The 13,169-nt window shown below is 62.1% G+C and carries 10 protein-coding genes; 3 read left to right on the top strand and 7 right to left on the bottom strand.

Annotated features, from left to right (window positions below):
- Positions 1 to 20 precede the first annotated feature (20 nt).
- Positions 21 to 1,379, bottom strand: coding sequence for a glutamine synthetase family protein (locus JFT58_RS04825; protein ID WP_014718136.1), 1,359 nt, complete (start codon positions 1,377 to 1,379; stop codon positions 21 to 23).
- Positions 1,380 to 1,516: 137 nt separating this feature from the next.
- On the opposite strand from JFT58_RS04825, the gene JFT58_RS04830 reads away from it, so the two are divergent.
- Positions 1,517 to 2,413 (top strand): helix-turn-helix domain-containing protein, encoded by an 897-nt coding sequence (locus tag JFT58_RS04830; protein WP_057977162.1) that lies wholly within the window; start codon positions 1,517 to 1,519, stop codon positions 2,411 to 2,413.
- 59 nt (positions 2,414 to 2,472) lie between these two features.
- On the opposite strand, the gene JFT58_RS04835 is transcribed toward JFT58_RS04830, so the two are convergent.
- The 3 genes from JFT58_RS04835 to JFT58_RS04845 are packed head-to-tail and all read right to left on the bottom strand — an operon-like array spanning position 2,473 to position 5,607.
- Positions 2,473 to 3,576: an acetoin dehydrogenase dihydrolipoyllysine-residue acetyltransferase subunit gene (locus tag JFT58_RS04835; protein ID WP_054896570.1), complete on the bottom strand. Its 1,104-nt coding sequence runs from the start codon at positions 3,574 to 3,576 to the stop codon at positions 2,473 to 2,475.
- The gene (locus JFT58_RS04840; RefSeq protein WP_054896571.1) at positions 3,573 to 4,592 is read right to left on the bottom strand and encodes an alpha-ketoacid dehydrogenase subunit beta; all 1,020 of its coding nucleotides are present in this window, start codon (positions 4,590 to 4,592) and stop codon (positions 3,573 to 3,575) included. The genes JFT58_RS04835 and JFT58_RS04840 overlap by 4 nt, the downstream gene beginning before the upstream one ends.
- Before the next feature lie 37 nt (positions 4,593 to 4,629).
- The gene (locus tag JFT58_RS04845; protein ID WP_054896572.1) at positions 4,630 to 5,607 is read right to left on the bottom strand and encodes a thiamine pyrophosphate-dependent dehydrogenase E1 component subunit alpha; all 978 of its coding nucleotides are present in this window, start codon (positions 5,605 to 5,607) and stop codon (positions 4,630 to 4,632) included.
- Positions 5,608 to 5,914: 307 nt separating this feature from the next.
- On the opposite strand from JFT58_RS04845, the gene JFT58_RS04850 reads away from it, so the two are divergent.
- A complete protein-coding gene (locus JFT58_RS04850) occupies positions 5,915 to 7,777 on the top strand; it encodes a sigma-54-dependent Fis family transcriptional regulator (protein WP_054896573.1) in 1,863 nt (620 codons plus the stop codon).
- A 42-nt stretch (positions 7,778 to 7,819) separates the two neighbouring features.
- On the opposite strand, the gene JFT58_RS04855 is transcribed toward JFT58_RS04850, so the two are convergent.
- Complete coding sequence (locus tag JFT58_RS04855; protein ID WP_054896574.1) at positions 7,820 to 8,599, bottom strand: acetoin reductase; 780 nt, start codon at positions 8,597 to 8,599, stop codon at positions 7,820 to 7,822.
- A gap of 191 nt (positions 8,600 to 8,790) precedes the next feature.
- Between JFT58_RS04855 and JFT58_RS04860 the strand changes: the two genes are divergently transcribed.
- On the top strand, positions 8,791 to 10,953 hold the full coding sequence (locus JFT58_RS04860) for a TonB-dependent siderophore receptor (RefSeq protein WP_198834304.1): 2,163 nt from the start codon (positions 8,791 to 8,793) through the stop codon (positions 10,951 to 10,953).
- Between the two features lie 128 nt (positions 10,954 to 11,081).
- On the opposite strand, the gene JFT58_RS04865 is transcribed toward JFT58_RS04860, so the two are convergent.
- Both JFT58_RS04865 and JFT58_RS04870 read right to left on the bottom strand, forming a co-directional pair.
- Entirely contained in the window at positions 11,082 to 11,519 is a 438-nt protein-coding gene (locus JFT58_RS04865) for a carboxymuconolactone decarboxylase family protein (RefSeq protein ID WP_054896576.1), read from the bottom strand.
- A 93-nt stretch (positions 11,520 to 11,612) separates the two neighbouring features.
- A complete protein-coding gene (locus tag JFT58_RS04870; RefSeq protein ID WP_057977153.1) occupies positions 11,613 to 13,058 on the bottom strand; it encodes a mechanosensitive ion channel family protein in 1,446 nt (481 codons plus the stop codon).
- Between the last annotated feature and the right edge of the window lie 111 nt (positions 13,059 to 13,169).

Genomic DNA, 13,169 nt, shown 5'->3' on the forward strand with positions numbered 1-13,169 from the left:
CACCCCTCTTATGCTTGTTTTCAGACGCTCAACAGCAGGAACTCACGCTCCCACGAACTGATCACCCGCTTGAAATTCTCATGCTCGGCACGCTTGACCGCGACATAGCCGCGCACGAACTTCTCCCCCAGGTACTGCTTGACCGTGTCGCAATCCTCCATGCGCGCCAGCGCATCTTCGAGGGTGAACGGCAGGCGCAGGTTGCGGCGTTCATAGGCGCGGCCTTCCACCGGGGCACTGGGTTCGATGTGCTCGATCATGCCCAGGTAGCCACACAACAAGCTGGCAGCAATCGCCAGGTAAGGATTGGCATCGGCGCCCGGCAGGCGGTTTTCCACGCGCATCGCCTCCGGGCTGGAAGTGGGCACGCGCAAGCCGACGGTGCGGTTCTCTTCGCCCCATTCGACGTTGACCGGCGCCGAGGTATCGGGCAGGAAGCGGCGGAACGAGTTCACATTGGGCGCGAACATCGGCAACAGCTTGGGGATGTACTTCTGCAAGCCGCCGATGTGATGCAGGAACAACGGGCTCATGTTGCCGTCGGCATCGACGAACACCGGTTTGCCGGTGGCAATCTCCACCACGCTCTGGTGCAGGTGCATGGCACTGCCGGGTTCGTCGGCCACCGGCTTGGCCATAAAGGTGGCGGCCACGTTGTGCTTGAGCGCGGCCTCGCGCAAGGTGCGCTTGAACACCGTGATCTGGTCGGCCAGGTCCAGGGCGTCGCCATGACGGAAGTTGATTTCCATCTGCGCGGGGCCGTCTTCGTGGATCAGCGTATCCAGGTCCAGGCCCTGGGCTTCGCACCAGTCATAGACATCTTCGAACAGCGGGTCGAATTCGTTGGCGGCATCGATCGAGAACGACTGGCGCCCGGTTTCGGCACGGCCCGAGCGGCCGATGGGAGTTTTCAACGGCAGGTCCGGATCTTCGCAGCGCTGGGTCAGGTAGAACTCCATTTCCGGCGCGACAATCGGCTGCCAGCCTTGGTCGGTGTAGAGCTGCAGGACTTTCTTCAACACATTGCGCGGCGACAGTTCGATGGGGTTGCCCTGTTTGTCGAAGGTGTCGTGGATCACGATGGCGGTGGGTTCGATGGCCCACGGCACCACGTAAGTGGCGTTGGCGACCGGGCGGCAGATCATGTCGATATCGGCCGGGTCCAGCAGGTCGTAATAGATATCGTCGTCGACAAAGTCCCCGGTTACCGTTTGCAGCAACACACTTTCCGGCAGGCGCATGCCTCGCTCATGCAGGAACTTGTTGGTGGGTGCGATCTTGCCGCGTGCGATGCCAGTCAAGTCACTGATCACGCATTCGACTTCGGTAATCTTGTGTTCTTTCAGCCAGGTGGACAGCTGATCGAAGGGGGCGTTCATAAGGACCTCGTCTTGGGTGGGATGCGACGCCGGCTTGTACTCCCAGCGCATTGAGGTCTATCTTGGGCCAGCCTTGAAACGGCATCTATCCACTTTGCACGCGGCACAACGCACCAATAGAGTGCGCACGGATCACCATGACACAGGCAACCGCTTTGCGCGTACAGGCCTTCGCCACCGGCGATGTGGCCGCCCAATGCAGTGCGACACCCGGCTGGGTGCAGCAGTACCAGCAGATGTCCCCCGGGCATTTTGCCGGGCGGGTGCGCTACCTCGACCTGCACGGGGTGCAGGTGTACGAAGAGTGCATGAACACCCGGGTGGAGCAGCATTTCAACGCACCTGCCGGCGCCCTGGCGTTTTGTTTCGACGCCAGTGACAACGCGCTGTACCTGCTCAATGGCGAAAGCCGCAACACCTGGATCACCCCGGTAAACTACCGCGAAGTGGCAGTGGTGTTCGGCCCGCAGTTCGTCCAGCGCCAGGGCCTGGATATAGCCAAACTCGAAGGCTTGTTCATGGCACCGCTGACCTGTCGGCAAAATGCGCTGTTCACTCGCTGGCTGAGCGGCACCCTTACGCGCCTGTCGGCACTGACCGACCCCATCAGCCGCGATGCCCTCACCCAGCAACTGCTCGACGACTGCCTGTTTATCCTCGATAACGCCTGCGTGTGCCTGGACGGCAGTTCATTGCAAAAGCGCAATGAAGAACGCCAATTGATGGCGCGCATCGGCGAATGGGCGGCGGATGCACCGGATGAAACCGCCAACCTGTTGGAACTGGCGCAGATTGCGGGTGTGCCGTTGCGCCAATTGCAGCAAGGGTTCAAGACCTACACGGGGATGAGCCCGGCGCAGTGGTTAAGGTTGCGTCGGTTGAACGGGGCGCGGCGGGAGTTGCTGAGCACGACCGACACCACGGTGGCCGAGGTCGCGATGAATTGGTCGTTCTGGCATTTGGGGCGGTTTTCAAACAGCTACCGGGCGCTTTTTCAGGAGCTGCCCAGCGAAACCCTGAAACGCTCCAGCTGAAAAAACACGCTTGACCTTGTGGGAGGGACAGACCAAACCGTCCCTCCCTTGAACCTCAATCAGGGCTGCGCGTTCAAAAAAGTGGAGATCAGTTGATTGACCTGCTCCGCCGCCTCCAGCTGCACCATATGCCCCTGCCCCGGCAATACATGCACCTGAGCCTGCAGCCCTTGGGCGTGACTTGCCGGGATGATCGCGTCGTCACTGCCCCAGATCACCAGGCTCGGCTGGCGGCCCACCTCGCTGCGAAGATCCAGCATCTGCCGCCCGCCATCGAACAGCCTGTGATCGAGCTGGCGCAACGCTTGATCCACCCCTTCCAGGCGCTTGAATTTGAGCATGTCCTCCAGCATCTGCCGCGTCACCAGCGCAGGGTTACTGAACAGTTGAGTCAATGGCGGCTTGAGCGCGTTACGGTTGTTGGCTTCGACAAAACCTCGCAGGTAATCGCCGTTGATATCGGCACCCAGACCGGCGCTGGCGATCAAGGTGATGGAGGCGATACGTGCAGGCGCCAGGCTGGCGACGGTGAGGGTCACCAGCCCACCCATGGAGTGGCCGGCCAAATGCACACGGTCGAGCGCCAGGTGGTCGAGCAATGCCAGTACGGCATGACTGAGTTCGGCAGCGTCTCCCGTTTGCAGAGACTTGCCCGACTCCCCGTGCCCCGGCAGGTCCAGGGCAATCACCCGGCGTTCGGCGGCCAGGGCCGGTTGATTGAACAGCCAGTTGTTCAGATCGCCCCCGAAGCCGTGCACCAACACCAGCGGCGTGCCGCCCTCGCCCATGTCCAGATAACGCAGCAAGCGCCCGCCTACCTCGACTTTTTGTGCGCTGGGGCCGGCCTCTTCGGCTTCGGCGGCACTGGAGACGAACCCGGCGTTGAAGCGTTCGATCACGCTATCGATTTCAGCCTCTGTCGCCTCGCCCTCCACCACAATTCCCAGTAGAGCGCCCACCGGCAGGGTTTCATCACTGAGCGCCAGTACCCGACGCAGCACGCCGCTAAAAGGCGCCTCGACACTGCTGGAGATCTTGTCGGTCTCCACGTCCAGCACTTCCTCGCCCTTTTCCACTCGGTCGCCGGGTTGTTTGAGCCAGACATCGATGCGACCCTCGGTCATCGACAGGCCCCATTTGGGCATGGTCAGGGTATGAATCATGCGGAAGTCCTCTTGTCGGCGATCTTCATCACGGCGGCCTCGATCTTCGCGGCGTTGGGGATGTACAGGTCTTCCAGAGCATCGGAAAACGGCACCGGGGTGTGCGGCGCGGTGACCATCTCGATGGGAGCGCGCAGGAAAGCGAACCCCCGCTGGGCCACCAGGGCACTGATGTCGGTGGCGACCGAGCAGCGCGGGTTGGATTCGTCGATCACCACCAGGCGCCCGGTTTTCTCGACGCTTTCAAGGATGCTGTCTTCATCCAGCGGGCTGGTGGTGCGCAGGTCCAGCACTTCACAATCAATGCCTTGACGCGCCAGGTTGGCCGCAGCCTCCAGGGCGATATGCAGCATGCGGCCGTAGGTCACCAGCGTCACATCCTTGCCCTCACGCACAAAGTTGGCTTCGCCAAACGGGACCGTGTACAGCTCTTGCGGTACGTCGCCCTGCATGCCGTAGAGCATTTTGTGCTCCAGGAAAATCACCGGGTCATTGTCGCGGATTGCCTGGATCAACATGCCCTTGGCGTCGTAGGGCGTGGCCGGGCATACCACCTTGAGGCCGGGGATATGCGTCCACATGGAGGTGAGCATTTGCGAATGCTGGGCAGCCGCCCGCAAACCGGCGCCGTACATGGCACGGATCACCAGCGGTGTAGTGGTTTTGCCACCGAACATATAGCGGAACTTGGCAGCCTGGTTGAGCAACTGGTCCAGGCAGCAGCCGATGAAGTCGACGAACATCAATTCGCACACTGGGCGCATGCCACGGGTAGCGGCGCCCACCGCCATGCCCACGTAGCCGACCTCAGACAACGGTGCGTCCAGCACGCGCCCGGGAAATTGCGGGTGCAAGCCCTTGGTCACGCCGAGCACGCCGCCCCATGCGTCCTGCTCACCGGGGGAACCGGTGCCACCGGCCACATCCTGACCGATGATGAATACGCTCTGGTCACGGCCCATCTCTTGAGCCAAGGCCTCATTGATCGCCTGCTGATAGCTGATTTTACGAGCCATTAGATTCTCTCCACGTCTTGTTTTTATAGGGTTGGTATCAGCGGTAGGCCACGTAAACGTCGCTTAGCAGGTCGGCGGCCTGGGGCTTGGGATCGGTTTTGGCCAGGCGTACGGCGTCTTCGATCAATTGCGCCACTTCACCGTCGATGCGCTCGAACTGCGCTGCATCCAGCCAGCCTTCGGCATGGCAGCGCTGACGGAACAAGGCCAGGCAATCGGCGTTTTCACGCAGGTTTTTCACTTCGTCAGCGCCGCGATAGGTTTGCGCATCGCCCTCGAAGTGCCCATAGAAACGGCTGAGCTTGACCTCGACCAGCGTTGGCCCGTCGCCTTGGCGCGCCCGCTCCACAGCAACGCCGAGCGCTTCATGCACCGCGAAAAAATCATTGCCGTCGACGATCACCCCCGGCATACCAAACCCGGCGGCGCGCTCGGCGATGTCTTTGCAGGCCACCGACCAACCGGCGCCAGTGGCCTCGGCATAACCGTTGTTTTCGGCGACAAACAGACACGGCAGCTGCATGATCGACGCCAGGTTCATCGCTTCGAACACGGCACCTTCGTTGGAGCCACCGTCGCCAAAAAATGCCACTGCCACGCCCTGGCACCCCTTGAGCTTGGCAGCCAGCGCCGCCCCCGCGGCCAACGGTGCGCCGGCACCGACAATGCCGTTGGCGCCGAGCATGCCTTTCTCTTGGTCGGCGATGTGCATGGAGCCGCCCTTGCCGCCGCACACGCCGGTTTTCTTGCCATAGATTTCGGCCATCATGCCGAACACGTCGACGCCCTTGGCGATGCAGTGTCCGTGGCCGCGGTGGTTGGACGCGATGCAATCATCGTCATTGAGGTGCGCCATGACGCCAGCGGCGCAGGCTTCCTGGCCGGCATACAGGTGAACGAAACCGGGGATCTCGCCGGTGGCGAACTCCACATGCAGGCGTTCTTCGAAATCGCGGATGGTGCGCATCACGGTGTAGGCATGCAGTAACTGATCGGTGCACAGGTGGGTGGACATCTTGTTGTTCTCCAGGTTGTCTCGACGCACAAAAAACTGGCTGCGGCCAGTGCCAAGCTGTTCAGCACAGCTTGTGCCAACCGTCGAGAAAACCTGGCAAAGCCTTGATCCAGAGCCGTGCCACACAGCGATGCCCAGGCAAGTGGTCGACTAAATGTGAGACGCAACCACGCAGTTCGACCCTTGAGTCTCAGCGGCATGAGACGCAGCGTCTCAATGCAGGCGTTGGTCAGGGTGCCCTTGTCCGTCGGCGCACATGCGCGCTTAATGACGCGCATAACAACAAAGCTTGAGAACCGGAGGCTTTATGCTCGCCATGAACTCCAGGGAGCATGTCGACTGTGTCAGTCGCGTGGTCCGCAATGCCGAGCGCCTGCCCCAGGCGCCCGTGCCGTCGCTGATCTTCGATTCGTGGCGGCGGTCCATGGAGCAACACCGCCTGGACCCCGGCTCCCTGCAAGGTCCACGTATCCTCAGCGAACCCTTGCTCAAGGAATGCCGCGAGCGCGCCGAGCTGTTCATGCGCATCGCCGGCGAAGAAGTCGCACAGTTGCACCATCGCGTGCGCCATGCCGACTACTGCGTGATGCTCACCGACGCCCAGGGCCAGACCATTGATCACCGTGTCGATGCGAACATTCGCACCGACTGCCGCAAGGCCGGTCTTTACCTGGGCACCTGCTGGTCGGAAGCCGAGGAAGGCACCTGCGGCGTGGCCACGGTGCTGACCAGTAAAACAGCGGTGACGGTGCACAAGCGTGATCACTTTCGCGCAGCGTTTATCGGCCTGACGTGTTCGGCTGCGCCCATCTTCGACCCGCAGGGCCACCTGTTGGGTGTGCTGGATGTCTCGGCGCTCAAGTCGCCGGATGACCGCGGCAGCCAGCACCTGATACGGCAGATGGTGGCGCAGAGCGCCCAGGCCATCGAAAACGCTTTTTTCATGCACAGCGCCCGGCAGCACTGGGTGTTACAAGCCCATAGCACTCCAGGCTTTGTCGACAGCCAACCCGACCTGCTGCTGGCCTGGGACCAGGACGGACGTCTGCACGCCTTGAACAGCAAGGCGCGTCAAGCCCTGCGCTTGCGCTTTGGCCAGCTGCCTGAGCATATCGGCGAAGTGTTCGATGTGGATGCATTGCGTGCAGCCACTGATCAGTCAACCCGGCAGTTGCACTGGCTGGGCAAGCCCGACGCGGTACACGTGAGGGTCAATGCACCCCGACGCCCCTCGGTTCGGGCGCTGCCAGAGACTCAAGTCGACCCGCGGATCCAGGAGCACCTGCGCTTGGCTGCGCGGGTCAAGGACCGCAACCTGCCCGTGCTGGTGCAAGGTGAAACCGGCGTCGGCAAAGAAGTCTTCGCCCGCCAGTTGCATGAGCACAGCACGCGCCGGGACGGGCCGTTTGTGGCGGTGAACTGCGCGGCGATTCCCGAAAGCCTGATTGAAAGCGAGCTGTTCGGCTATTCGCCCGGCGCCTTCACCGGAGCGTCCAGCAAAGGCATGAGCGGGCTGCTACTGAAAGCCGACGGCGGTACGTTGTTCCTCGACGAAATCGGCGATATGCCGCTGGCGTTGCAGACACGGTTGCTGAGGGTGCTGGCCGAGGGTGAAGTCGCGCCGTTGGGCGCAGCGAAAACCCGCGTGGTGAACATTCAGGTGATCTGCGCCAGCCACCGCGATTTGGCGGCGCTGGTCAGCGCGGGCCGATTCCGTGAAGACCTGTACTTTCGCCTGGGTTGTGCGCGTTTCTGCCTGCCACCGTTGCGCGAACGCACCGATAAGCTGGCCCTGATCAATCGGCTGTTGGAGCAAGAGGCGCGTAACAGTGGCGTGTCGTTGGGCATCGGCCAGGCCGCACTGCAATTGCTGCTGGGTTATGCGTGGCCGGGCAATGTGCGGCAACTGCGGCATGTGCTGGCGTACGCCTGTGCGGTGTGCGAAGGGACTACGCTGCAAGTGGCGGATTTGCCGATTGATATCCGGGGCGAGCAGCCTCAAGGGCTGGCCGAACAGAGCGCCAGCCCCGAGCGTCAAATGGTTCTGGATGCGTTGATTCGCCATCGCTGGAAACCCTCACCTGCGGCACAGGCCCTGGGGATTTCAAGGGCAACCCTGTACCGACGCGTGAACCAGCTGGGTATTGATATGCCCGGCAAAACCCACTGATACAAGGGGTCGACACCCACGCAGGCGAGTCGACCCACGCTGTCAGCGGTAGACCAGGCCACCGTCGATCAACGGCGCCTGCCCGGTCATATAATCTGCGTCCGGGCCTGCCAGAAATGCCACAAACCCCGCCACATCCTCCGGCGTTTGCGCACGGCCCAAGGCGATGCCATCCACGTACTGCTTGTAGGTTGCGCCCACCTGCGCCCCGGTAATCTCGGCCATGCGCTTGTCGATCTCAACCCACATATCGGTGCCCACCACACCGGGGCAATAGGCGTTTACCGTGATACCCGCGCTCGCCAGTTCCTTGGCCGCCGCCTGGGTCAAGGCGCGCACCGCGAATTTGCTCGCCGAGTAGACCCCTAACAACGCAAAGCCTTCATGCCCTGCGATTGAACAAGCATTGATGATCTTGCCCTTCTGCTTGAGCGCCTTGAATTTGTTGGCGGCCGCCTGGATCCCCCAAAGCACGCCCTTGACGTTGATATCCAGGGTGCGCTCGACCTGCTGCGGGCTGACATCGAGCAATGAGTCGATCTGCGCCACTCCGGCGTTATTGACGATGATGTCGAATCCGCCCAGCGTATGGTGGGCATGCTCTACCGCAGCCGTCACCTGTTCGCGTCTGGATACATCAGCGATGAACACAGAGGCTTTGCGGCCGGTGGCGACGATTTCGGCGGCCACGGCGTTGAGCTTGGCGCCGTCAATGTCCACCAACGCGACATCGGCGCCGTCCTGTGCAAGGCGCATGGCAATAGCCCGGCCTATGCCCTGCCCGGCGCCGGTGACCAGCGCGACTTTACCTGCGATACCCATGACAATCTCCTGAAACGATGAGGGGAGCCTTGTCTATCGCAAGCCGGCGCCTGGCTGTCGAGCCGCAACAGGATCGGCATCGGAGCTGAGACGGGTTGTCTCGCCGTGCGAACCTTGCGCGAAAGCTTGTAAAAGGCCGCGCTTATGCCTAGCTTAGGCGCCCCCCGCCCAGCGCTTTAAGGCCTTTACCCATGGTTTTGCGTTTTCGCCCCGTCGTCACTTCACGTTTCGCCCTCGGCCTGTTGCTCAGTGGCGGCATCGGCAGCAGCCTGGCCGCCGAGATCGAGTTGCCGACGGTAAAGGTCCAGGGCCAGGATGAGTCGGGCTACCGCAGTGAAACCGCGTCGGTGGGCGGCTTTGATGAAGCGCCGCTGTTGGACACCCCCGCCTCGATCACCGTGATCAACGCCGCGCTGATCAAGGACCAGCAGGCACGCTTGCTCAGTGAAGTGCTGCGCAACGATGCCTCGGTGGGCGACAGTTACGCGCCCATCGGCTATTACGAAAACTTCGTGGTGCGCGGCTTCTCGCTCAATGCAGCCAGCAGCTACAAGATCAATGGGCGCACCATCACCGGCGAGCAGAACGTCGCGCTGGAAAACAAGCAGCAGGTGGAAGTGCTCAAGGGCCTGGCGGGTTTGCAGAGCGGCATTTCCGAGCCCAGCGGGGTGATCAACTACGTGACCAAACGCCCCCAGGATGTGCGCTCGGTGACGGTGTCCACCGATGATCGCGGCAGCGGTTATATCGCCACCGATGTCGGCGGCTGGTTTGGCAGCGAGCAGCAGTTCGGCCTGCGTGCCAACGTCGCCCATGAAGACCTCAATTCCTATGTGGAACACGCCAACGGCCAGCGCGATTTCGTGTCCCTGGCCTTTGACTGGAACATCAGCCCCGACGCCGTGCTGCAACTGGACGCCGAATACCAGAACAAGCAACAGCGTTCGGTACCGGGGTATCAACTGCTGGGGGGCACCGAAGTGCCCCACGGTGCTTCACCGAAGAAGCTGTTGGGGCACCAGACGGGCGGCAAGCAGGTCGGGATTGATTCGCTGAACCTCAACGGCAAGTTCGAGTACCGTTTCAGCGATCAATGGAAAGGCAGTGTCAGCGCGGCGCGTAGCAAGGTGGTGATTGATGACTACAGCTCGTTTGCCTGGGGTTGCTATGGTTCGGCCAGTTGCAGTGCCGCCAGCGTGCCGAACTACTTCAGCCCCGAAGGCAATTACGACGTCTACGACTACCGCAGCCCGGACGACACTCGCCGCGGCGACGAAATCCAGGCGGCCATGACCGGCCTCTTCGACACTGCCGGCATCGGCCATGAACTGACCTTTGGCAGCAGCGCGTTTCGCCGAGTGATCGACAAACGCAAGTCGGTCAACGAATTCATCGGCACCGCCAATATCAACGAAGAGGTGCCGAGCTTTCCCCCGACCGACAAGCCGTTGAACGACAGCCACCGCAACCTCGACAGCCGCCAGTACGGGCTGTTCGTCACCGACCGCATCCGCTTCAACGAGCACTGGCAAACCATCCTCGGCGGCCGTGAAGTGCGCCTGGACGAAAAAGCCTTCGACAGCGTCACCGGCAACCAGACGCGCCACACCCAACAGTACGTGTTCCTGCCCCAGGCCTCGTTGATCTACAAGCCAGTGGACAACGTTTCGCTGTACACCAGCTACAGCAAGGGCCTGTCCCTGGGCGGCACCGCGCCGTGGTTTGCAAGCAATGCCGATGAAACACTCGCCCCCACCGTCTCGCGCCAGATCGAAGCCGGGGTGAAATACGACTGGCGCCGTATCAGCTTCGCCGCCGCTGTATTCCAGACGCGCCAGGCTTACCAGTACGCCAAGCCCGAAGGTGGCACGTTCAACTACGTGCAGCAGGGCCAGCAAAAAAACACCGGCATTGAATTGTCCGCCAACGGCTGGGCCACCGACCGTCTGCAGATCGCCACCAGCGTGGCCGCGATCCGAGCGCGGGTGAGCGGCAGCGGCACGCCGGAATACGAAGGCCACCAGGCGATCAACGTGCCCAAGCTGCGCGCCAGCGTGTACGCCGACTACGCCCTGCCCTGGGTCAACGGCCTGGCGGTATTGGGCGGCGTGCAATACAGCGCCAAGAAGTCTGCCAATCGCACCGGCAACGTGGAAGTGGGCGACTACGCGGTGGTCAACGTCGGTAGCCGCTACACCACCAAGGTCGATGGCTACGAGACCGTGTTTCGCCTGAGCGTCGATAACCTGTTCGACAAGCGCTACTGGCGCGACGCGGGCGAGTATATGGGCGATGACTACCTGTTCCAGGGCGCACCGCTGACGGCGCGCCTGAGTGCTTCAGTAAATTTCTGAACCTGCGACTCTGTGGCGAGGGAGCTTGCTCCCGCTGGGGTGCGAAGCGCCCCTAAAAATCCGGCTCCAGCTTCGCTGTCGAGCGGGAGCAAGCTCCCTCGCCACAAAAAGCAGCAACTCTCCGATCGTTACTTGGGCATCTTGCGAAAGCCCACCGCCAGGCGGTTCCAGCTGTTGATGGTGGCGATGGCGACGCTCAGGTCGACTTGCTCCTGTGGGCTGAACTGCGCAGCCAAGGCGTTGAAGTCTTCGTCGGGGGCGTGGGTGTGGCTGAGCAGGGTCAGGCTTTCGGCCCAGGCCAGGGCAGCACGTTCGCGCGGCGTGAAGAACGGGGTTTCACGCCAGGCCGACAGGGTGTACAGGCGCCGCTCGGTTTCGCCGCCCTTGCGTGCATCGGCGGTGTGCATGTCCAGGCAGAACGCGCAGCCGTTGATCTGCGATACGCGCAAGCGCACCAGTTCCAGCAGTGGCAGTTCGATGGAGAGTTTGCCCACCGCCGCTTCCAGGGCGAGCATGGCTTTCATGGCGTCCGGGGAGGCGGTATAGAAATCGGTACGGGTTTGCATGGTGAATCTCCAGAACGTTGGGATAGGTGCGCAGAGTAGTCAGCGCAGCGTTCTGGAGAAATAGCCAATCCGGGCGAAGAACAGGTGACCAATCTACAGACCGCGGTTCCTCAGCCACTGGATGAAGCCCTTCTTGACCGGTACCACGGGCGCGTCTTCGGTCAGGGCCTGGGCGGCATGGCGGCGGAAGTCCAGCAGCGCCTTCATGGCTTCGCCGATATCATGCCGGGCGTCCAGGCACGGCTTGAGGTATTCATTTTCGATGCGGTAGAGTGTGCAGTAGGTCTTGGCCGAAAAATCCGCCAGCGCCGCCTGGTCGGAGAGAATGCCGGACTCACCGATCACCTCCCCAGGGCCCATGCGCCCAGCCTCGAACTTGTGCCCGTCCTTGATCAACAGCACCGAGACCACGCCGGACTCGATGATAAACAGGTGATCGCTGACCTCCCCCGCCGCCAGGATCATTTCGCCGGCGCGGTAGGTGTGCAGGGTCATGTTCTGGCTGAAGGTGTCTTTTTCTTCCTGGCGCAAGGTCGAGAAGATCGACGAGCGCTCCAGCAAGGCACGGGCGCCAGACACCGCAGGCGGCGTGCTGCCTTCGGTGGCGGACAACAGCCCCACGCCCGCCGCCTGCAAATGCCGGTAGGCCAGGTCGTAAAGCTGGTTGCGGGTTTCGCGCTTGAGGCCCATGGCCGGCACAAAGCCGCTGATCTCATATTCCACGCCACTGCCGGTGGACGCCTTGAACGCGACGCTGGGCGCCGGCTGGGCCAGCAACGGCCGGCAGCCCTGCATCGCACGCTCCAGCGCTTCGATCACGGTTTGCGGGCGCGCATGGGGGCTGACTTGCAGGCTGACCGCCAGGCCGAACATGTCTGCCGGGCGCGAAAAGTTGATGATCTTGGCCTTGGCCGCCAGGGAGTTGGGGATCACCGCCAGGCTGCCCTGGGAGGTTTGCAGGCGCGTGGCGCGCCAGTCGATATCGGTGACACGGCCTTCGGTGCCGTCGATGGAGATCCAGTCATCGATCTGGTAAGGCTTGGTGGTATTGAGGACGATCCCGGAAAACACATCGCTCAGGGTGCTTTGCAAGGCCAGGCCGACGATGATCGCCACGGCGCCGGAGGTGGCCAGCACGCCCTTGACCGGCAGGTCGAGCACGTAGGCCATGGCGGCGATGATCGCAATGAGGAAAATCACTGCGCCCATCAGGTCCTGCAACAAACGCCCGGTATGGCCGACCCGCTGCATCATCACCGCGCCGAGCAATACCGTGAGGGTGCGCGCGGCGAACAACCACCAGCCGATCTGCAGCGCCGTGGCGGCCAGATGCAAGGTGGTGTCATCGGCATAGGGCGCCGCTTGCATGGGGTTCATGCCGTCGTTGAACAACACGGCACTGAACACCGCGAAAATCACCAGCCGCGCTGCGAGTTTCCAGTTAGCCAGGTTGGCGGAAATAAGGCGCCACACGGCGATGTCGATCAGGATCAACGCCACGGCGCACAGCATCGGGTGATCAGCGATAAATGAGGGCATCCAGGCGACTCCAGGGCGAATGCCGAGAAGATCGCATGAAATCAGAAACCTGGAAACAAAATGTAGGAGCGAGCTTGCTCGCGAAAAACCACAACGATAACGCGTGCTGTC

Origin of the sequence: Pseudomonas sp. MF6767 (assembly GCF_016405475.1) — a bacterium.
GTDB classification, from domain to species: domain Bacteria; phylum Pseudomonadota; class Gammaproteobacteria; order Pseudomonadales; family Pseudomonadaceae; genus Aquipseudomonas; species Aquipseudomonas paracarnis.